Consider the following 22,427-nt stretch of genomic DNA (forward strand, 5'->3'; position numbering starts at 1 on the left):
TTTGGGATGATACGATCGAAATGGATGCAAAAAGCTTTGTCGATGATTACGGCAACTTCGTTGGTGTTCCCTGGTCTGTTCGGTTTGGCGCCTTCATCTGAAGTGTCAGCTGCGGGAGGGGGCGAATCTTTTGACTCTGTTGTACTAGAATTGACACAAGCGGCAGGTCAGGCAGGCAGGGTGAATCTTACCTATAAAGGTTCGCCTTTAAGCAGTCTCGTGAAAGGACCGGTTATTGACGAGGTTAATTATGATTCCAGCAATGCGAATCTTTTAACTGTTAATAATCAGGGGAACATTACTTTAGCTAGCGGTTATACATTTGCGTTGCCAGATGCTCCAGGCATCCCGGTGACAATCACGGCCGCGGCGAGTTATTACCATGACTCAGATGTATTATTCATGGAGGATTTCGAGAACAACAATGGTCCAATGACATCAACTGGCAAATTAGGTTCGTCATACACGCTTTCCGATGCTCAGTCTCGTTCTGGATTGAAAGCGATTACACCTTCGAATGATACGAATAATGAAAATGTAGCCCAAGACGTGGCATTGCCGACAGGTAGCAATTATAAGATGACAGCATGGTATTTTGACCCGTATCCTGATGAGGAGAAGACAGCGACGGATAGAACTCAATTTGCTATTGTAGATGGCAAAAATGCCACCTTTGCAGGGACATTCTATCAAAGTTCAGAGGCTGATGTTATTCATAACCCGACTAGATATACTTGGGCATATGCACCATCATCAGCGGGTACAGCAGGCAACCGTTGGAAAGATAGCGGGGCTTTACGTTCCACAGGCTGGCATAAATTCGAGTGGCTCATTACACCGAATGGTGCGACTTTACAAATAGACGGAACATTAATATCCGATTCAGCGCAAAGTAATATTTACAAAACTATGAAGAGCGGTACAACCATTCAGCCTAAAATAGCTGGAGGATGGAACAACCAGTCAGGTAACAAAGCTTATATTAAAAATAAACATCTAATCGACGATTTTTATGTTGTTAAAGATGTGGCTACAACAACAGGAACCAGAACATTAACATTGAATTTGGTACCTCCTGGTGGATTGCCAAATTTAGAAATAATCACTCAGCCAACAGCGGAAAAAGTGAAACAAGGTGAGACGGCAACATTTAGCGTTGCGGCATCAGCCGCTGCTTCAGCATATCAATGGTATGTATCTGACGACGAGTCTGGCTTGAACGGGACAAAAGTCAGCGGAGCTGATAAGGCGCTATTAACGCTTCCCAATGTGGACGCAGCTTCACAACAAGGCAATTTCTATTATTGCGAAGTGTCTTCGGCAGACGGAATTGTGGTGAAATCCAATGCTGTACCGTTGTTGATAACCACCAATACACAGGTGAATGCGCCAATTAACCCGACGCTTGACTCGGACACGGGCATTTATAGTGGCGCTTCCAATTACGGTGATACCCTTGTAACGCTGTTCAAAGACGGTGGACCTGTTGGTTATTATTTATCGAAAAATGGAGGACCCGACCAGCCTAACAATCATGAAAGGCATCATGTTCTGCCCTATGCAAGGGCACTGGGAGTGGGCAACTACACGGTTACAGCCATTGTCATTAATAATGCGGGGGACATCAGTGAAGAAGTTGCAGCATCCGGAATATTAAAGATCGAGAAATTGCCTGTACCGGTAAATGTCAGATGGAACGGCACATACGCTACATGGGACCGTGTCGCTAACGCATCTGCCTATTCGGTTCAACTCTTCAGTAATGGAGTGGCTAAAGGAAGCCCGATTGCAGCAACAAGCAATGATGCGGCTTTGTCCCCGACTTTAAATGATACATTTAAAATAAAAGCAAACGGCAACGCAACGTCACGATTCTTAGACTCTGATGAATCAGGAGAGAGTGCACAATATTCAGCCAACATTGCGCTAATTCGCCAGAGCGATACTTTACGGGCTGGAGATAGAACGCGGTTAATCGTTGATACTTCTGATGTGTTTGTTGCTGATAACATCAGCTTCAGCCCGGCAGATCAAGACAAGGATAAGATTGAAGTTGATGATGCCGGATTCGTGACGGTTAAGAAAGGTTATGTTCCAACAGGGAGCGAAGAGGTCACTGTTCAAGTAAGCGTTGATTACTTCAATAAGGCTGACACTATGTTTTACGATGGATTTGAAGGGGAGAAGAAATTTTCAAATGGTGCGAACGGATATGTTCACAGCGATGTGATGTCCCGTACCGGAGGAAAAGCCGCAACATCAAGCGGCGCCGGTCAGGTGGCTACTGTTCCAGGTACCTATAATTACGCCCCTGCAACCGGTAAGACAACAATCGTTACTGCTTGGTACTATGATGATGGCAGAGCGGCTTCCAATGACCACGCTGTCTTTGGCTTAACCCCATCATCCAATGAACATATCGCAATAAATTATGGCAATGGAGATGGCGATTGGGCCGCAAATCTGACCAATTACGCAGTCAGACCCGGTTCATCCGGGAGATTCTATCCTGTAGATGTCAAGCGAAGCGAAGGCTGGCATAAATTCCAATGGTTCGTTACATCAACGGGAACGACCTATAAAATCGATGGACAAGACATTCAAAGGCAATCAACAGATGGCGGCAATTTTGATACCCTAGTTAAGAACAATATTTCCAAGATCGATGCATTCCAGCTTGCTACGAACTGGGGCAACAAGGCTGGAACGATTAAGGATATACAGAACAGGCACTTTATCGATGACGTATATGTTATCGATAGTGGAATAACAGCCCAAACCGGAACATCTTCTATTACACTAAAGCTCATGCCCAAAGAGTATAGCCACTTGGAAGACAGCACATATGTTATTGGTCTGGACGACTATAATATCACCGTAAATCCTGATTTAGCAGATCTAGCTGGAGTAGAGATCGGCGCTGTAACACTGCAGCGGGATGTGGATTATACGGTTAGCGGTAATGTATTGAAAATTAACAAAGAATCATTCGCAAGAAATAATATCGTGCCAGGAAAATATACCGTTAGACTGGATCTGAATCCTGCCGAAATCACATTCGAGTTGAACATTCTACCACTTGAAGTCCGTGATTATTATTTCTCCAATAACGGTGACGATCATGCAGATGGACGCACACCGGCTACGGCATGGAAATCAATCTCCAAGATTAATGAATATGTATTTATGCCAGGTTCAACCATTTATCTGGATGCGAATAGCGTATGGAATGAACAAATCAGACTGCGCGGCAATGGTGAGGAAGGAAATCCGATTACGCTTACAAAATATAATACGACCGACCCTAACCAACGCCCGATAATTAATGGTGGAGGAACAGCGTCAAGCCCATCAGGGATTTCCTTAAACGGTACAATTGAGTTATATGACGTCAACTATTGGGTAGTCAGTGGAATTGAAGTAACGAACATCGGCAATAAAGCAGGTGACGGCCGTTCCGGTATCGCTGTAATGTCACGGATTTCTAAACTGGGACAAGGTCAGTTTAATATTCAAGATTATGCTGATGCTCGTATGCAAGGAATCGTCATTCGAGATAACTACGTTCATGATGTTAATGGGCTGCACCAAGCAAATGGAGCAAGTAAGGTATCCGGCGGCATCATTATTAATGGTTATATAGATATATTGGTTGAAGGAAATAAAACCCTTCGCTGCGATAACGAAGGTATTCGCAACAATGCCTACGGGCCAAGCAATCCAGGGACGAATAACACAGGCATTACTTGGAGTAACTCAAGCTATCCTTGGGCATCAAACGCTGTGTTTAGAAACAACTGGATTTCTAGTTCGGTTGGAGATGGTATTGTTATGTCCGGCGGGAACAACTCCCTTGTGGAACGAAATGTGGTCACAGACAGCGGATACAGCTATTTAAGCGATAAGAGCGGCAACCTGGTTACGAACTGGGGGCCAAATAATACAACGCCAACATATCTAGGTTCGCAAAACTATGCGGCAGCGTGGATTATGGCAAGTAAAGGCACGATCTTCCGCTATAATGAAGCCGTGGACAACCCTTATCATGCAAGTAATGACGGTATGGCATGGGACATTGACAACTATTGTCAGGACAATGTGTATGAATACAATTACAGCCGAAATAACTATGGCGGTTGGTACTTACAGATGAATGCTGCCAAGGGCAATATCGTTCGCTATAACATTAGCGTGAACGACGGTCGCAGCCCGGATTTTAACAAGAGCTTTAACAGTCTTATATTACTTGCGGGAGGTTCTTCAACGAGCGAGGAATTAAGCGGATTATACTATAACAATGTCATCGTCACACCATTGAAGAATAGCAGTTCGTTAGTATTTGATCCGACGGCCTCCAACTTGCATATTTATTTCCAAAATAATATTTTTGCCTACACTGGAGCAAACAACCAGGTTGGTCTGAAAGGTGGGGGAACATCAGCTTCATTTGCAGCCGGACGTTTTACGAACAACATTGTATATCCGGCTAATCTTTTTGGTAGCATGAACGCAGGCGGAGGCGGGTATCTAGGTGCAGGCGTAACAGCAACTGACAACCGCTATGTATCGGAAGAGGAACTTAACTCTATATTAAATGATTATAAATCTGCGCCGGAACATTGGATTACCAACAGCGGAACAGTTGATGCCAAGCTTGATTACAGTGCGATGAACGGGTTCCGTCTTGCTGACGGTAATAACTTAGCCTATGGTGCAGGTGCCGAGATTGTAAGCCCATATGTGGATCGTGCGAACGCTCTGCCTCATATGACAGAGAGGACAGACTTCTTCGGCAATCTACTTAGCGGCAGAACGCCTTCCATCGGCGCACACAACCCTTATGCGGTAACTTTTGATTCCAACGGTGGCAGCGAAGTGGTGATGAAGTTCGCAGATATGGGCGGGACAATTACCGAGCCAACAGCGCCGACAAAAGAAAACACTGTTTTCAGCGGTTGGTATCAAGATGCAGAATTAAACGATGTCTGGGATTTCATTGCTAATCCTGTTACAAGGGATATTGAATTATATGCGAAATGGGTTGAAGACGCAGGTACTGCACCATCGATTACGACGAAATCGCTTGCTGATGGCAAGGTAGGACAACCTTATTCGGCAGTTCTTACCACTGACAGCGATAAGCCGATCAAATGGGCTGTTGTAGATGGTCAATTGCCTTCAGGATTGAGCTTGGATGAAGATGCAGGTGTTATCTCGGGTACACCGGATCAATGGGGTCAATTTACATTTAAAGTTCAAGCTAACAATGACGCAGGCAGTGACTCGAAATCGTTCAATATAGTGATCACTGAAGATGTCTCAGTTGACACAGCTCCGGAGATTATCACTAAGACTTTGCCGAGTGGCAAAGTTGGACAACCGTATACGGTAACATTAGCGGTATACGGCAGCGAACCGATTACTTGGAAGGTCCAGGGAGGAGATTTGCCAGTAGATTTGAACCTAGATGAAGCAACAGGCGTTATCTCGGGTACGCCTCAAGAGGCAGGATATTACGAATTCACTGTTGGCGCAACGAATGATTTTGGTATAGATAAGCGAGTATTGAGCATCGAGATTAATGAGGATAAGCCAGTGGAAACAGCTCCGGAGATTATCACTAAGAATCTGCCAAGCGGCAAAGTTGGAGAACCTTATACGGTAACATTAGCGGTATACGGCGACGAACCGATTACCTGGACAGTGAGAGATAATTATTTACCTGCAGGGTTGAAATTAGAAGGAGCTACGGGTGTTATTTCAGGGGTGCCTAATGAAGCGGGAACATACAAATTCACTGTTACGGCTTCTAACCATGCTGGCATGGATACGATAGAGTTAACTATCGTAATTACTGCAAATAATAACGGCGGAGGATCAGGTGGCCAAATCAGCACGCCGACTCCTTTTCCAGAATCACCGGTAGCAGATCTTATTGATGCTACAATCAAAGAGCAGCTGATGAAAGGCAATTCCATTGCATTGACGATGTCAGCCGGAAAAGATGAGCTTGAGATTCAAAACGATACGATCGGTGCGATTATTAAAGCCAACAAACCGCTAACCGTTACGAATGACACCGTATCTGTTGAATTGTCCCCTGAATTGTTGAAGCAGTTGAATACAGGCAAGAGTATGAAGGTTGTCATTAAACCTGTAAATGATAGAGACGGAGTTATAGGGCGGGGATATGAGTTGAAGATCTTCGCAGATGGCCGGGAAGTAACGGATTATACAGGGCTTATACCAGTAACCTTCGATCTGACAAAAGAGAAGTTGTCGACTAACGATATTAGCATGTTATGCGGTGTCATGCTTCGATTAGACGGTAACATGGAACGCTTAGGCGGCAAATATGACCATAAGACAGGTAAATTTACCTTCACGGCAAAAGGACTAGGCTATATCTTTGTTACAACCAAGCCTGAACCTGTGAAATTAGAACTTGCTCTAGGTAAGAAAGGGTATAAATTAAACGGAATCGAAATGAGTATGGATGTTGAGTCGATGGTAGTTAAAGGCAGAACTTTAGTGCCACTGCGCTTCGTTGCGGAGAGCTTAGGAGCAAATGTAGGCTGGGATAACATTACGAAAACCGTAATGATTACCTTGGAAGGTCAGACTTTGTCCATTGCGATCGGTGAACTTGCACCAGGAATGGATGTTGCAGCTGAACTTGTAAACGGACGTACTATGCTCCCGTTACGCTTCATTGCTGAATATTTTGGTGCAGATGTATTCTTCAATAATACTACGAAATCCATTAGTATCATGAAGTAGTATTCGCTAACAATAGCAGCTACACACGAACCCTCTAACATGCACTGCAGCGTCTCATAAAGATTCGTTTCGAGGACGTTGAAAAGGCAATCGCTGAATAATTATGAATATTTCATTTTCAGTTATCATCAAAAAAGTCTTGATGATAACTGAAATGCACCCCTTAGAATAGATATTGGATAACCCCCCTGGTTTGTCCGATGAAATTCTAGGGGGTGCATTTTTATGGCGATTAAAGGGTAGAAGTTTAAGACATCTCAAATGAGATCACAAAAAGAGGCCATTCGTTTACTAACAAACCCCCCGAGAAGTTACATTCTGCTCTTTTAGACAAACAAATCCTGACAGAGTCATATCCGCCAGGATTTGTTCAATTAAGAGCTGTAAACCTCAAAATCGAATATCGAATATCCGTATACGGTCCCTCTAGCAGTACAGAGCACTCTGACGTAACGTCCGCTATTTGCGGTAAATGTAATATCGTCAATAGAACCATTACCGGTCGTTGTTACGTAAGTATCCGTCCATGTTGTTGCGTCGTTAGACACCTGAACTTTGTAGCCTTTAGCGTAAGCGTCTTCCCAATTCAACTTGACGCGGTTTACGCTTTGGGTTGCGCCCAGATCGACGTAAATCCATTCATTGTTGCTTCCTTCGATGCTCGCCCAACGGGTAGTAGAGTTGCCGTCTGTTGCCTTGGAAGCTTCAAATCCTACACCTTCGATAGAACTGGCTACCGCTGTCTTGCCCAGCGCAAGGTTGATACCGGCAGCAGGAGTTGAACTTGTAGTTGCTGATGCGGTATTACTGTTAGCAGACAGGTTGCCTGCGGCATCGACAGCTTTTACCATATAGCTGTAAGCTGTCGATGCGGTAAGTCCGGTATCGCTGAAGAATGTGTCTATAGGCGCTCCTACTTCCACGCCGTCACGGAATACCCGGTAGCCTGTTACACCGACATTATCGGTAGAAGCAGTCCAACTCAGATTAATTTGGCTGCTTGAAGCTGCTGTTGCGTTCAGATTCGTTGGATCCGAGGGAGCTTGAGTATCCGCTGCACTGTAGGTAGGCTTCCACCAGTTCCCCGAGATGAACAGTAGGTTCAGCATGTTAAAGGAGTCGCTGAAGTAACTTTCCTTTTTGTTCTTCATCCAGTCCCAGCCTGCATTGACCCAAGCTTGATGCGTGCTGGTAGTCGTCGCTGCGGAGATAAAAGGCGCTACGAATACCGCTGTCGCATAAGTACCGCGATTCGAACCGTTCAGTTGGTAACCGTCCTTCACATTGTTCGGATTGTTGCCTGTTTTTCCTTTGATCCATACTACCATTTTATTAGCGATATCCTTACCACGGGTGTCTCCGTACAAGGCGTAATCCATTACGATACGAAGTGGTACACGGCTTGCATTGTAGTTGTATTCATTTGTTTCAGGGAACTCTTCCAAATAGTTTGGGGGTGCCGGCTTAGGCGGGTTGCCTACCACAAAGTCCGAAATCAGACCTGTGCTAGACGAATAAGCTGCTGTAAATTGGCTGTATACGTTATACAGATTATTGATGACATTTAGCCAAGTTGAATCTCCAGTAACTTCATTGAAAGCCCGTAGATGACTGAGCATCCAGTCGGAGGGACGCGTATTCAAGGCGCTCTTCGTATCCCAGTCACCAAGGTTCAGCCTGTTGTTAGTTGTCACATTGCTAAGCTTAATAGCGCCAATCATCTTTTTGGCTTCAGCCAAATAATTGATCGTTCCAGTCGAGCCCCATTGGCGATCAGCTAGAATAAGGGAGTAAGCGATATCGAGGTCCCCATCTGTTGCTGAACCGAAGTGCCCTTGAGCCCCAGTACTATCTGCTATTACCCATCCCATCAGGTTCGGATTATTAGAGCTCTTGAACGCTCTAGCCGTTTTGAACAAACCGTCATAGATTGTTCTGGAATTCGTATCGTATCCAGCCATTAGCACGGTAATAACCATACCGTATCCTTGGCCTTCCGATGTGCCGAGAGGATCGAAGCCGTCCGCTTCGCCAGTAATATCACCTTTTACATAGTACCCTCCTGGCAGCGAGGACAAGTTGTTTTTAAGATAAGTAGCCTTCCAATAGTCATAGTAGGAAGATACAGAACTGTTCATCGAGGATTGACTGACGTGGTTTGGTTTAATGATACCCGGATAGCTGACTTGTTGAGGAAACGGTTTCAATTCACCCGCTCCATGAGCTTTCCGTTGAAGCGGTGCAGGGGCGGCTAATGTCGCTAGAAGCATAACCGCCGAAAGCATGACAAGTAACATCACTTTCATTGTGCCTGAGGTCGATTTCAATGAGTACACAAAAATTCCTCCTTTAGTGATGGTTAGTTTAATTAACGTCAATGAATCCTCCTTCCCTTTAGACTGATCTCCAAAGTAAACCGCTTAACAATAAGTGTTATTCACACTTCTAAAGTTTAAGCGCTTTAACTTTTGGGCGGAAGTGACATTTTACATATATGCTGAAGAGATTTGAAGGTACGCGCTTCAATAGGAAATCATCGCATCCTCAACGTCACTTTTCACCTACAGGTTACAAATCACCAGCCAAACAGCATTACTTTATTCACACAAATGTAACACAACTATTTTCGCCGTGTCTAGATACTTTAAAATAAATTAAAAAGTAATGTTCATAAAATAAAAGCGTTTATACTAAACAGATTATAGTAAACAACATGGTCATACTGGATTAGATGGCACGAGGAACATTCTGAAATCATCCAAAAAGAAAAATAAATATTCATACGGTTTCATAGCATAGTCAGAAAAATGAGCATCAGTCCATCGGTGAACAGACTGGCGCTGGATACGATCAGGACATCAATAGACGCTGTTAATCTCTTGGCATAAATGGCGGTAATTGAGAAGATAAAAGCCGCCACAATTTTAAATCCTTCACCCTTGAAGGAAAGGAATAACTCTAGCAGATTACATTGATAAAGCCGAGCAGGCAGCCGTTGAATTTATTTTTGCTCAACCTCATGCTGGCTAAGCGCTCCTTATCTGAATGACCGCATACAGTGAAATGGAGAATTCACAAAGATGTTCCAATTGTCTATTACATGTAGCCTAAGTTCCCGAAAAGCGTAATGACAAAGGATTCACAAAAATGGTTGTTTTTACCTTGTTATACATTGTACAATGTGTAACGAGCCTGGTGTTCATTATGTTGATCATTTATCAAACTAATAAAAAACCTGGCATTACCTATGCCTACAATAATGAGCCTTACTGGGACAAGGAAAAACAGCAATCCCGTGCCAAGGTTGTTCAGCTAGCCATGGATATGGGATATCAGAAGGCGAATGCCGACGGTACCATTCATAACAGTGAACAAAACGCGGTGACTATTAACGAGCGATTTGCCGAAAATTGCAATATATATGTTTGTGGGGTTTGCTTATGGTGAAGAGAATAAAACTTCGTACGCTGTTTATAGGAGGGTGTATTACCCTCTTTTTTCTTGTTTTGCTCGGCAGAGTGTTCTGGATTCAGGTGCTGGATCGTGATTTCTGGCAAACCAAGGCCGCAAAGCAATGGGCCCATACTTCGGTGTTTAAAGCGGTGCGTGGCACGATCGAGGACCGCAACGGCAGGATGCTGGCTAGCGATGTGCCCGCCTACACGGTAGTGGTCAATCCGGAAGCGATTACCGCTCTCAGTATCGGGGAAGAAGTTATCACCGGCCTACATGAACTGCTCGGCAAGCCTGAGGATGAGCTTAAGGCGCTCGTGGAAGCCAAAGACGAGAATGGAAAGTATCTGAAGAACCGGGAGATCCGTAATGAAGGCTGGAAGATTGACCAGGAGCTGCGCGACAAGGTCAACGAGTTCATTGAGAAACTGAAGGATGAACATGACACTCTGGAGACTGGCGTTGGCCTGATTAGGGAGCAGAAGCGCTATTATCCGCAACAAACACTGGCCGCACATATTTTGGGTTATACGGACCGCGATGGCAATGCGGTGATGGGGTTCGAAAAGTATTTTGACAAACAGCTTAAGGGCGCGGATGGTAAGCTATTCTACCAGAGCGACGCCAAAGGCATCAAGCTGCCTGACTCGGAGGACACTTACCAGCCGGAGGTCAATGGAAGTACTTTCAAGCTGACGATTGATAGCACAATCCAGTATTATATCGAGCAGGCAATGCAGAAGGCCTATGAAGAATATAAACCCAAGAGTATTACGGTAATTGCCGCGGATCCCAGCACCATGGAGATATTGGGGCTAGCGAATATGCCGACCTTTAACCCGAATGAGTTCTGGAAATATGCCTCTGATCCAGGGGTATTCTTCAACCATGCCATCAAAACAAGATTTGAACCAGGCTCCACGTTCAAAATTATACCTCTTGCAGGAGCGGTGGAGGAGAATTTGTTCGATTCGGACGCAACCTTCATGTCCGGTTCTATCCGCATCAAGGGGTACGGCAAGCCGCTGTATGACCAGAAGAGAAGCGGTTATGGCGAAATCTCCTTCCTGGAAGGCGTGAAGCGGTCAAGTAACGTGGCCTTCGTCAAGCTTGGCTATGAAATGCTCGGTCCGGAAAGGCTGCTGCAATACGTGGATGATTTCGGATTTAACGATCTTACCGGTATTGACCTGCCGGGCGAAATCAGCGGAATCGTCAATCCGACTCCGAATAATGCTTCAGAGAACGCGACGATTGCATTCGGGCACGGCAAAGTGCTTGTTACTCCGATTCAGCAGCTTACCGCCATCTCGGCCATCGCCAACGGCGGAAAACTGATGGTGCCGCACGTGGTCAAGGCGACCACCGATCCGAATACCGGCAAGACTACCGTAACCCAGCCCCAGGTGGTACGTCAGGTTATTTCCGAGGAAAGCGCCAGGGAAACCAGCAGCTATCTGGAGCAGGTCGTTGCAGACCTGGTCCATGGAACCGGCCGCCATGCATACATTGAAGGCTATAGTGTAGCAGGTAAGACCGGTACGGCGATTAAACCCGACGGTAAGGGAGGGTATGACCGCGATAAGGTGCACTCGTCCTTTCTCGGATACGCACCGGCTAATAATCCGAAGATTGTGGTCTATGTCGGCATTGACGAGCCTGCTAATGCAGCTGGCGGTGGTGCTGCGGCGGGGCCGGTGTTTAAAGAGATCGTATCCGAAGCATTGTCATATATGGGGGTGCCAAAAGTTACATCGGGCGATTGAGGCAGTGTTTCCATATCCGTCAAGAATGCACCATCCGCGCAGCGCTCCGCACCCGATCTGACCGAAAAAAAATAATGCAGGCGGCCAGAAAATTGTTGATTGATTAGGGCTTTTATTTTGAAACGGTCGGAGGCTCAATATCTGGACTATGGATTGGTGTCGGTGAACAATAACATAGTCCCATTAGAATCCGCGCCTGGCGCGGTTTTTCTGTTTTATGGGATCAAGTTCTTGTCCTTTGCTTAAGATAAGAACTTGATCCCATTGCCGATTTCATGAGCATCTAAACAAATATTTTTTAGATTGTGTTAATCTGTCTAATAGTGAATTCAATTTAGAGCGAGGGATGTTACTTGAAAAGAAATGTATTATACATTGAAGATAATGAGAAAATAGGCAGCTTTCTAAAAGAAGAATTGGAACAGCGGGGATTTTCAGTTCAGTGGCTGCTTTCTGGTGAAGGAGCTGAAAAAGAAGTAAATCAGCATGAAATCGTTATTTTGGATATCATGTTACCCGGTTTAGACGGATTTACTGTGGGGAAACGATTAAAAAAGGCAGCTCCTGCTGTTCCTATTTTGCTGTTAACAGCTCGAACATCGATAGATGATAAGGTAGAAGGTTTACAATTTGCTGATGATTATTTAACGAAACCATTCCATACGGATGAATTAGTTGCAAGATTAGAAGTACTAATCCGTCGAAGTGGCGGAACACATTCCGAACGCATTTCATTAGGAAATTATATTGAAGTAGATTCAGAAGGCCAAATGGTATTTGACAAACGCACAGGAGAAGAAATTTTATTAACAGCGAAACAACATCATATTTTAATGTACTTCTTACGCCACCCTAATCAAGTTTTACCAAAAGAACAAATCTATGAAGCCATCTGGGAAGAAACATATATAACTGGCGATAAAACACTAATGGTACATATCCATCGACTGCGTCAAAAGTTGGAACGTCATCCAGATTCCCCAGAGATTATTGAAACGTTGAAGGGAATAGGCTATCGGGTGAAACTATGAAACAGACTAAATCATTATTTCGTCATTTTCTAAAAGGACATTTTCTATTTATCTTTTTGCCTCCAATTATACTTATTTTCTTATCTGCGTTCATTGAATCTCCTATTAATGGTGAAGAGCTGAATGCGTTAAATCTATTTTACGTTGTACTACTTTTGTTTGGTTTTATTATTGTCGCATTTGTTGTAATATCTTGGATTTTCTTCTTAAGACTTCGTAACCGTCTCACCCGCTTACAGGAAGCCATGTCATTTTCAGCTAATCATAACTCATTTCCTAGACCAATATCTGTTCAAAGTGATCGTATGGATGAAATAGACCAGTTAGGCAATTCTTTTAATTGGATGATTCAGCAGCTTGAAGACAGCCGCAAGCGAGAACATGAAGAGGAATTGTTACGACATCGACTCATAGCGAATTTATCTCACGACTTACGAACGCCACTTACCATTTTGAGAGGACATGTCACCCGATTAAATAAAGAATCAATGAGTCTAGAAGGACAAAATTCATTAACAGAAATGAATCATACGATTACAAGAGTGGGGGATCTAATGGATGATTTACTTTCCTATACATTGCTTACATCAGGGAAACATCCTTTTAGGCCCACTTCAACAGATATTGGACGTTTAGTAAGAGCATCTGTTGCTGCGTGGTATCCTGTATTTGAAGAAAAAGAAATCCAGATCGAGGTTGATTTACCGACAGAGGCGACTTTTTATTGGGAAGCAGATCCTAAATGGATGACACGGGTTCTGGATAATTTATTTCAGAATATTCTTCGTCATGCAGCAGAGGGGAAATATGTAAATATTGTGGTTGATGTAGAAAAAGAACAAATCATTATTGCAGACAGAGGTCCAGGTATGGATAACTCTTCCTATGAGCGTGGGGCGGGGATTGGTTTATCGACTTCAAATTATATGTTGAAAAAAATGAAGCTGAAAGCTGATTTTACATCAAATGATAGTGGCACAAGAGTAGCTATCGGAAGATCTTAACCTAAAGTTAAACCAGAAGTAAACAGCATGATAACCGAGATGTAACTTTGCTTCTTTATAATTAGAACCATAACAGAAAGGAAGTGTTATGGTTGCTTACAATTAATAACTTAGTCAAACATCGCGGAACTAGGGAAATTTTATCAGGTATCAGTTTTAAAGCTAGACCAGGTAGAGTAACTGGTTTTTTAGGTCCAAATGGGGCAGGTAAAAGTTCTACACTTCGCATCCTGCTTGGATTAGACCGCGCTACCTCAGGGAGCGCACTCATTAATGGAAAGCCATTCGCAGAATTACATAATCCTCTAGCAACAGTAGGTGCCGCACTTGATGGCTTTGGAGCTCATCGTATGCGAACAGGACGGGCACACTTGCGTTGGATTGCACGTGCTGCAGGATTGTCTAACTCACGTGTCGAGGAAGTTCTGGAAATAGTAGGTCTTACTAATGCCGCTGGGAAAAGAGTTGGGCAGTATTCTCTTGGTATGGGGAGAAGACTGGGAATAGCAGCTGCGCTACTTGGTGATCCAAAAATATTGATTTTAGATGAACCCGTAAATGGGCTCGACCCAGAAGGAATTCGGTGGATTCGGACATTTTTACGTAAACGTGCTGAATCTGGAAATACGGTGTTATTATCCAGTCATCTAATGGGAGAGCTTGCAGAGACGGTTGATGATGTGGTGATTATTAAGCATGGAACCATCGTTGCAGATGGGACGTTGGAAGAAGTAATAGGTACCCATTCCACGCTGGAGGAAGCCTTTTTTGCCCTGACATCTGAAATTGCAGGTGATGTTGTATGAGAGCATTTAACGCGGAACTATCTAAATTGTTCTCCTTACCGGGTATTTGGCTTGCTTTTCTCATTGGAGCGTTTGCACCAGCGCTTATTGCTGCCTTGGACAGCATAGCACAAAAAGAGGAGATTATAGCTGGAGTTAGCACGAGGCTATCAGAAGTTGGCTATATCGGGTTAGCTCTTGGTGTGCAAGGCGTTATTATTCTTGGTGTGCTTGCTGTCAGCAGTGAGTATATAACAGAGAGCAGTGAATCTGGTGGAGGACAACAGATAACAACGAGTTTAACTGTTATTTCATCCCGGTTTCATTTTTTACTGGCAAAAGCAGGTGCTGTGACTGTGATCAGCATACTGCTTTGTATTGTTGCTATTATGACAACTGTGTCAGCAACGCATCTTATTCTTGGTGAATATGCCCCCGCATTTGAATGGTCCAGACTTATCGGTGCAGTTTGTTACTGGACATTCACTGCTCTTTTAGCACTTGGAATTACTTTTCTAACTAAGAATGGCATCCTCCCGCTTGCTGTGCTCATAATAAATTCATCCGTTGTATCATTTAGTGTCCTGTTGTATAGGGTTACAAAGTTGGCGTTTTACTTACCAGATAGGGCTGGCGCTGAAATGTTTATGTTTACGGACAACACGTCCACAGGCACTTTATTCGACGGGTTTCACACCCCCTTCACAGGCGGTTTAGTCATGTTTGCCTGGGTAGTCGTTTTTTTCATTGTTGCAGCTGTTGTATTCCATAGGAGGGATGTTGCAGCATGAGTGTCACATCTAGTAGAAAGTTAACACAAATCCTTGGTGCTGAACTGGATAAATTAGTTACATTACCATTGATATGGTTCACTCTTATGGGTACATTCATTCTAAATTTAGTTTTAGCCGCAGCTTTTACTTCTGTTGGTGTACAAGGGGCAACAGGTACGCAAAATATACTGAATATAGGACTTGCTTCTATGGGATATCTTCAAGCAGGGTTCATTATTCTTGGAATCTTAGCTACTTGTTCGGAGTATACTGGTGGACAGATTCGAACTACTTTAATTACGATACCTTGGCGTGGGTTTCAATTATCCACGAAGCATTTGGCATTGGCGATTATAACCATTCCTGTGGCGTTTATTATTGCTGCATCTGGTGTACTCTATACTTTTATTATGATGAGAGACACAACAGTAGTGATAGAAATAGACACAATGATAACAACATTAATAGGTGCAACGGGCTATCTAACATTAACCACACTTCTCAGTGCAGCTGTAGGTGCTTTATTAAGACGAACCACTCCTGCTTTAGTGGTACTGCTTGGTTATTATTTCATTGTCAGTCCATTGACGAGGGTTTTTCTACCTAGTAATAAAAATTTTTTGAATTATTTTCCGGATACGGCAGGATCTTATATGTATATGCCGTCTTCCTCTGATGAAATAAGTGTCCTTACACCAATGCAAGGGACAGGTATTTCAATGTTATGGACACTGAGCATTATTACAGTAGCTATTGTATTTTACCGTAAACGAGATGCCTAGTTATAATTATATCTTATTCAACTAACGGGGCAGGATTATCGAAGAAGTAAAGGAGGAGTTTCTGATAGAATTCAAAGTAAATAAAAATTATATTTGGGTATATTTCATAATATTTTACGCCCTATGGTGTATCAGAGAATTATGGTTGGTTCAATATTTAGATTTGATGGAACCCGTTCCAAGAGCTATAACATCAGCCACTATTAAAATAGTTGTTTGGGTCATTCCTGTTATTTTATTAGTTATAATTATGGAAAAAAGTAAACCATTTTCCTATTTACAGTTACATCATAACTTTAGAAAAAGTCTAAAATGGACAGGTTGGGTATCCTTAGCCTTGATACTATTCTATTTTGTAATAAATCTTATCGTTTTAAATAATAATATCGATTTTCAAATAGGATTTAACGGATGGCTTAATACTATTCTATTGGTTGGTATTACTGAGGAAATTGTCTTTAGAGGTTTTTTATTAAGAAAGCTTATGGATTCTTTTAGATTCTGGATAGCAAATACAGTTACAGCTTTACTCTTTGTATCGATTCATTTTCCTATTTGGTTTTATAAAGGTCTGTTTGAATTCCCTTATATACTAAGTTCCATATTAACAGTTTTTGTGTTGGGTATTATATTTGGGTTTGTATATAAGAAAAGTAATTCTCTTTGGTCAGTAATTATTATTCATTCTTTGTATAATTCGTTAGTGTTACTCTTCTACTAGCGGGTGCTTTAGTTGAATAAGACTATACTACGACGACGATTAAACATAGAATCGGATTAAATTCTTAAAAAGGACAATTAGAAAAAGGCTGATCTTTTATTTGTTAAAGATCAGCCTTTTTTGTATGCAGAGAAAGAAGAGATATAGAAGTAATCGGACTATATTCTTGTCATCGGACAACAATAGTCGAGGGACAAAAACATGGTCCCAATGAAAGTCGCTATTTTAGCGGCTTTTTTTGTTTTATCGGTACAAGTTCTTGTCCCGATTTCCGATTAGATAAGTATTTACTGCTTTCTTTTCTTCATTAATCTAACGGGCAGGTCAGTATATTTTCTGACCAAGACCAAGTATCTTCTTGGGCAAAATAAGCTGTCGAGCACGGAAATGGGCTGGGATAATCAAGGGCAAAGCTAACCTTCGTTTTGACCCAAAAGGTAAAGTCACGCGGGCAGAAATGGCTAAAATAGTGTATATGCTGATAAATGATTAAACGACTTAAATTGTAATCCACACAATGAAAGTCGCCTTAATTTGTGTGGATAATTAATTTAGGTTACGTACAGCCCATTCCTTGGGCGGCAACAAAATATCTGCATGGAATAATGCGATGCCTGTCGGCACCTCTATATAGTCCAACGGTGGTAAAGAATGAGAATGGAAAACTCTATGGGACTAAGCAAGATCATTAAGAGACATTGTTTCACGGTTGGCTGTGCTGTCATTCCTTTCTGGAGGAAGCGAAAAGAAGGGATCATTAGTGCCTGGAAATTTATGAATGAATTATTGTATGAGGAACATTAATGCCTGAATGAACAACACACAAATCTAATCTGTCATTATTTGATGATGGGTTATCACCTTTATGTTTTATTAGATGTATAATCAGGGTGAAAGCTCAGACAACATACGCCCCAGCCTACGATAAGAGCTATAAGGCTGGTTTTTTATTTAAAAACGACATGTAGATTTGCAGTGATAGGTGAAGCAGATCCTAGATTTGCAAGAATTACAAAAAGATAAATTGTTGAGCTGAAAGGTGGAAAAAAGGTGGGAGAAGGAAAAATAAGGAACTGGAATTCCCTGGTGTTTTTCAGTATGTTGCTTATTTTTATTATTGCAGGATGTTCTACATCCCAAGAGACTCATCAACTCGGGAGAGAGAAGGAGCAGGAATTTGACCAAGGAAGTGGAATGAAATTTTCCAGCCTTTCTGAACAAAAGATCGTGGATTTAGCTAAGATCAGTAAGGTATGGGGAGTGGTGAAATACTATCATCCTAAGGTGGTATCTGGAGATGTAAATTGGGATTATGAGCTGTTTCGGGTGGTGCCCTCTATTTTAGAAGAAAATTCAGATGTGAATTCAATTCTCTATGAGTGGGTTCATTCATTAGGCAGCGAGTCCATTTCTGGAGAGCTTGATGATCAATATCAATTTTCCAAAGATTCCATACAGCTCAGTCCATCTACAGATTGGTCCAAGGATGAAGAATATCTCGGAACAGACTTGAGTCTTGAATTATCGAAGCTTCTGGATTCTAATATTTCAGAACGAGAATATGCATATGTTAGTTTTAAGGAAGATTCATTCTTTCCGTCTATGGGAAATGAAAACCCGTACTCTAATATGAATTTCGATGATACAGGCTACAGGTTGCTAGGTTTATTCCGCTACTGGAATATTATCGAATATTACTATCCGTATAAAGATGTCATCGGAGAAAATTGGGATCGAGTGCTTCTGGAGTTTATCCCTAAAATGGTAGATGGATCGGATTATGACTCCTATTTTATGACTTTAGCAGAACTGACAACTAGAATACATGATTCTCATGCATATTTGGTCGGCAAAGATAGAGAGACGATTACTGATTATTTTGGAACGTATCGGCTTCCCGTAAACTTTATCGAAATTAACAATCAGATTGTTATAAATAAAGTAATTAACAAGTGTGGACTTGAGGTCGGAGACATTGTATTAAAAGTAGGTGACAAAAATATAGATGAATTATTAAAAGATAGAAGAAAATATATATCACAGTCGCGAGAAGACACGGCCAACTTATTTTTTCTTGATTTATTCCGAACTGAACAGAAGAATACGGACGTTACTGTAATTCGGCAGGAAAATAAGATGAACATTAGTGCAGTAGGCAATCAACAAGACATTAATTTCCTGGTTGATACGAAATCACAAGCAATGGAGAGTGGAGAAATCTACTATATTAATGCTGGTCTTTTGAAAGATGGAGAGATTGATAAAATCATGAAAAAGTGGTGGAACACTAAAGGGCTAATTGTAGATCTTAGAAACTACCCTTCTAGCATACTTACTTATGAATTAGCCAAATATCTGATCGCTTCTGAAAAAGAGTTTGCCACAGTATCGGTCCCCAATCGTACAATACCCGGTGAATTTTATTACCTTGAGCCTATGGTTTCAGGGAAGCCCCAAGAAATAAATGCCGAGGTTTATAAAGGGAAAGTAGTGATTCTAATCAATGAACATACTGCTAGTCAAGGCGAGTTTACAACGATGTCTCTTAGAAATACAGATAACTCCATAGTTCTCGGTAGGCCGTCAGCTGGAACTGATGGTGATATACGTATCATTATGCTTCCAGGAAAAATAAAAACCGCTATAAGTGGACTCGGCATATTTAATCCAGATAAAAACCCAACACAAAGAATAGGATTGCAGCCAGATATTCGTCTTGATCCTACCATTGAAGGGATTATGGAAGGCAGAGACGAGTATATTGAGAGAGCTGTTGAATTAATTAAAGGTGGTTATTAATTATGAAAGTGTATTTGGAATATAAATGAACATCTATACACTTCTGGGGCCTGATTTTTTTAGGGAGTAAAGAGATGAAGAGTAGACGGGTCATATTAATCAGCTTAATTGTACTTTGTTCTGATGTAAGAGGACAAGAACATATGCCTATTGAAATCCACGCTGAGCGCGGTTTTATTAGTTTATAGGTACAAGTTCTTGTCCTTTGCTCGAGACAAGAACTTGTACCTATTGCCGAAAATGGACAAGACCATGATCCTATTGCCACGAGCCTTATATTGGTGAAATTAAACCATTCCTATGGGAATCACGAATTGGTACGAGAGATTTTGGAGCGATATCCAAACAGGCGTAACCAGTACTTCATCAAATACTGAAGAATTTTTCGGTGTTTTCTAAGAAAAACATGTAAGTTGACAAGAATGTTGTACGAATAATATCCGCGATAATCGCGGTATTATCGGAATATAATATTGTCATTTCTAATTGTTAAGATTATTTCCCGAATACGCTTGAGACCAAGAGTTTTTTCCATTTTCCAATAGATAGATTAAAATTGTTCTATTACGCTTTATAAGACAAGAATGCTAGAGAGGGTAGCATTTGCATTGGTCTTACGATGGCTTACAGCATTAAACCAAGAAAGATGGAGATATTCATGTCCAGAGTGGATGAATAAAGGCATGATTTCGGATTCGATTTTACAAACAAATCATTTAATAAGCGTTTAAGTGACTAAAATGTCACTTCAATGTCACTTTAATGTCATTTTGGGAAGATACACTAAACCCATCGATGAATTATTAAAGGAGATATTATGGAAGTGAAATTACGGAAACTCCTCTTTGTAGGAACAATTTTGTACACGCTGTTGATATTATATTTTATGTTTTTTGCTTTCAGTAGATTAGATCATTGGAACAACGATTATGGATACACATTTATACTTGTTCCAGAAGGAGTTCCACTTCGATTTCCAAAACTAACTTTTTCATGGGTATACAACTTTGGAAACATTGCTGCCTTTATCCCTTTTGGAGTAGTAATTCCTCTGTTGTATCGTTCCAGTTTTGGGAAGTTCATATCCTTTTTTGTCTTGACGATTCTCGTTCTGGAAACGATGCAGGCTTTAACTCATCTTGGCAGCTTTGATGTAGATGATGTTATATCCAATACATTAGGTGCAGCGATAGGATTTATCGCCTATAAAGTTGGATGTTCTTCAAAAATTTCTTATAAAAAGCTTATTGCTTCAGCCCTATCTATCGGTGTTCTTCTTGTTGGAGTAATCGTGATCTCGGAAACCATCAATTATGTTGTAGCGAAAAGAGAAAGCCCAATTCAAGCATTACACGATGTGAAAGAAATGAATGGAACCATGCCTATGACTGAAAATCTTCCAAGTTTCACCGTGGCAGGCAAGAAAATAGAACCCAAAATGAACGTGTATTACAGTGAAGGAGATAAAAGAAAATCGTACACCTACATCTTGGGTAACAAAAAAGATGTGACGTTTTATTCTTATTTTGGCATTCCAGACAAGGGAGATTCCAAGGGAGAACTCACTATATTGGTAGATGGAAACCAAAGAGTTCATTATCAGTACAATGAACAATATAATAATGGAGCAGAACCTTTAAATATACCATTTTATGACAAGGTGAACGAAATTACGATTATCGTTTCTGGGAACGCTAAACTATGGGACGTTGGATTCAGTGAAATGAAGCATTGGTGGGAGTGAAGAACAAACACGCAACATATAGAAACCGCGATAATCGCGGCAAGGCTGTCAAGAAAGTCTCGACAGCTTTTTTTTATATCATAATCATTTAATACAGTACCGCGTTAATGTTTCCAAATGATTGTCCAATACGTTTCGTTGCGTCCGCTCGTGATACGTCCCGGACCACCTAAGAGTATGAGAATACACCAAGCTGGACGCGATTCAGGGCTAAGCGTATATTTTCGTTAAAATGTTGGCGGAGCCCCAACTATAGGATTCTGTGCATATAAGATCTGACCTACAAAATTGGCTTCAAACAATATATGACCAGGGCAAGAAACATAATAATTAAAATGAACATAGGGAGTTGTGAAAATGAAATCTTGCTAAAACATCTAAGGTCGGATGTCGTTTTGTTTACTTCTCCAAATAAAAAGGATCATGTTGTTGATACTTTTGTTTTAAGAACATTGAATGCTGTATATAAAAATAGCTACAAAGATGTTTCTATGCATATTCGTGAGATGTGAGTGACTTTTTTAAGATTTGATGTTCATTCCAAAAATTGGAGATAAGAAGTTGGACTATTTGATGGCGATTTTAGCTTTTGACGATTTATCAAGGTTCCATCTTTTTATATAAAGGAGGGAGAGTGCACTCGACAAATGGGAGAACAGCCTGATACGCAATGTCAACAGAATATTGTCCGAAGGCTACCGACTGAAGGGAATCGTCAAATAGGGTTACACGCATGTTCCGTTACGGCCAATTTGTCGCAACCAGCCTCCAATTATGTCCCGGCCAATG

At 41.8% G+C, this 22,427-nt stretch carries 15 protein-coding genes and 1 pseudogene; 13 read left to right on the forward strand and 3 right to left on the reverse strand.

Going from position 1 to position 22,427, the window contains the following annotated elements; translation table 11 throughout:
* Positions 1-6 precede the first annotated feature (6 nt).
* Positions 7-6,780, forward strand: coding sequence for a stalk domain-containing protein (locus MKX41_RS08965; RefSeq protein WP_340969727.1), 6,774 nt, complete (start codon positions 7-9; stop codon positions 6,778-6,780).
* Between the two features lie 374 nt (positions 6,781-7,154).
* Here MKX41_RS08965 and MKX41_RS08970 read toward each other — a convergent pair whose 3' ends face one another.
* The 3 genes and pseudogenes from MKX41_RS08970 to MKX41_RS08980 all read right to left on the reverse strand — a co-directional run bounded on the left by MKX41_RS08970 (position 7,155) and on the right by MKX41_RS08980 (position 9,700).
* Entirely contained in the window at positions 7,155-7,871 is a 717-nt protein-coding gene (locus MKX41_RS08970) for a galactose-binding domain-containing protein (RefSeq protein WP_340974851.1), read from the reverse strand.
* Positions 7,848-8,996 (reverse strand): annotated as a pseudogene (locus MKX41_RS08975) (glycosyl hydrolase family 8); the annotation flags it as partial. The pseudogene MKX41_RS08975 and the gene MKX41_RS08970, both read right to left, overlap by 24 nt.
* A gap of 572 nt (positions 8,997-9,568) precedes the next feature.
* A complete protein-coding gene (locus tag MKX41_RS08980) occupies positions 9,569-9,700 on the reverse strand; it encodes a hypothetical protein (RefSeq protein ID WP_256716327.1) in 132 nt (43 codons plus the stop codon).
* 227 nt (positions 9,701-9,927) lie between these two features.
* Between MKX41_RS08980 and MKX41_RS08985 the strand changes: the two genes are divergently transcribed.
* From MKX41_RS08985 to MKX41_RS09035, 12 genes are all read left to right on the forward strand, one after another.
* Positions 9,928-10,227, forward strand: a complete 300-nt coding sequence (locus MKX41_RS08985; protein ID WP_340969730.1) for a hypothetical protein — start codon at positions 9,928-9,930, stop codon at positions 10,225-10,227.
* A complete protein-coding gene (locus MKX41_RS08990; protein WP_340969733.1) occupies positions 10,221-11,999 on the forward strand; it encodes a peptidoglycan D,D-transpeptidase FtsI family protein in 1,779 nt (592 codons plus the stop codon). The genes MKX41_RS08985 and MKX41_RS08990 overlap by 7 nt, the downstream gene beginning before the upstream one ends.
* Positions 12,000-12,352: 353 nt before the next feature.
* A complete protein-coding gene (locus MKX41_RS08995) occupies positions 12,353-13,030 on the forward strand; it encodes a response regulator transcription factor (RefSeq protein ID WP_339264845.1) in 678 nt (225 codons plus the stop codon).
* A complete protein-coding gene (locus tag MKX41_RS09000; RefSeq protein ID WP_340969735.1) occupies positions 13,027-14,034 on the forward strand; it encodes a sensor histidine kinase in 1,008 nt (335 codons plus the stop codon). The genes MKX41_RS08995 and MKX41_RS09000 overlap by 4 nt, the downstream gene beginning before the upstream one ends.
* A gap of 83 nt (positions 14,035-14,117) precedes the next feature.
* Entirely contained in the window at positions 14,118-14,840 is a 723-nt protein-coding gene (locus tag MKX41_RS09005) for an ABC transporter ATP-binding protein (RefSeq protein WP_445671309.1), read from the forward strand.
* The gene (locus tag MKX41_RS09010; RefSeq protein ID WP_340969740.1) at positions 14,837-15,610 is read left to right on the forward strand and encodes an ABC transporter permease; all 774 of its coding nucleotides are present in this window, start codon (positions 14,837-14,839) and stop codon (positions 15,608-15,610) included. Before MKX41_RS09005 ends, MKX41_RS09010 begins: the two co-directional genes overlap by 4 nt.
* Positions 15,607-16,374 (forward strand): ABC transporter permease, encoded by a 768-nt coding sequence (locus tag MKX41_RS09015; protein ID WP_340969743.1) that lies wholly within the window; start codon positions 15,607-15,609, stop codon positions 16,372-16,374. The genes MKX41_RS09010 and MKX41_RS09015 overlap by 4 nt, the downstream gene beginning before the upstream one ends.
* A 145-nt stretch (positions 16,375-16,519) precedes the next feature.
* Positions 16,520-17,095: a CPBP family intramembrane glutamic endopeptidase gene (locus tag MKX41_RS09020; RefSeq protein ID WP_340969745.1), complete on the forward strand. Its 576-nt coding sequence runs from the start codon at positions 16,520-16,522 to the stop codon at positions 17,093-17,095.
* Between the two features lie 358 nt (positions 17,096-17,453).
* Positions 17,454-17,588, forward strand: coding sequence for an S-layer homology domain-containing protein (locus MKX41_RS32300; RefSeq protein ID WP_445671310.1), 135 nt, complete (start codon positions 17,454-17,456; stop codon positions 17,586-17,588).
* Positions 17,589-17,746: 158 nt separating this feature from the next.
* A complete protein-coding gene (locus tag MKX41_RS09025) occupies positions 17,747-17,899 on the forward strand; it encodes a hypothetical protein (protein ID WP_340969748.1) in 153 nt (50 codons plus the stop codon).
* Between the two features lie 246 nt (positions 17,900-18,145).
* Positions 18,146-19,894, forward strand: coding sequence for a S41 family peptidase (locus tag MKX41_RS09030; protein WP_340969751.1), 1,749 nt, complete (start codon positions 18,146-18,148; stop codon positions 19,892-19,894).
* An 817-nt stretch (positions 19,895-20,711) separates the two neighbouring features.
* Positions 20,712-21,638, forward strand: coding sequence for a VanZ family protein (locus MKX41_RS09035; protein WP_042188463.1), 927 nt, complete (start codon positions 20,712-20,714; stop codon positions 21,636-21,638).
* Positions 21,639-22,427 lie beyond the last annotated feature (789 nt).

The organism is Paenibacillus sp. FSL R5-0475, from assembly GCF_038004585.1.
In the GTDB taxonomy this organism is placed as follows: domain Bacteria; phylum Bacillota; class Bacilli; order Paenibacillales; family Paenibacillaceae; genus Paenibacillus_AQ.

Coding starts and splice junctions, on each gene's coding strand:
- MKX41_RS08965 (WP_340969727.1), top strand. CDS start 7: ATGATACGATCGAAATGGATGCAAAAAGCTTTGTCGATGATTACGGCA.
- MKX41_RS08985 (WP_340969730.1), top strand. CDS start 9,928: ATGGTTGTTTTTACCTTGTTATACATTGTACAATGTGTAACGAGCCTG.
- MKX41_RS08990 (WP_340969733.1), top strand. CDS start 10,221: ATGGTGAAGAGAATAAAACTTCGTACGCTGTTTATAGGAGGGTGTATT.
- MKX41_RS09000 (WP_340969735.1), top strand. CDS start 13,027: ATGAAACAGACTAAATCATTATTTCGTCATTTTCTAAAAGGACATTTT.
- MKX41_RS09010 (WP_340969740.1), top strand. CDS start 14,837: ATGAGAGCATTTAACGCGGAACTATCTAAATTGTTCTCCTTACCGGGT.
- MKX41_RS09015 (WP_340969743.1), top strand. CDS start 15,607: ATGAGTGTCACATCTAGTAGAAAGTTAACACAAATCCTTGGTGCTGAA.
- MKX41_RS09025 (WP_340969748.1), top strand. CDS start 17,747: ATGAGAATGGAAAACTCTATGGGACTAAGCAAGATCATTAAGAGACAT.
- MKX41_RS09035 (WP_042188463.1), top strand. CDS start 20,712: ATGGAAGTGAAATTACGGAAACTCCTCTTTGTAGGAACAATTTTGTAC.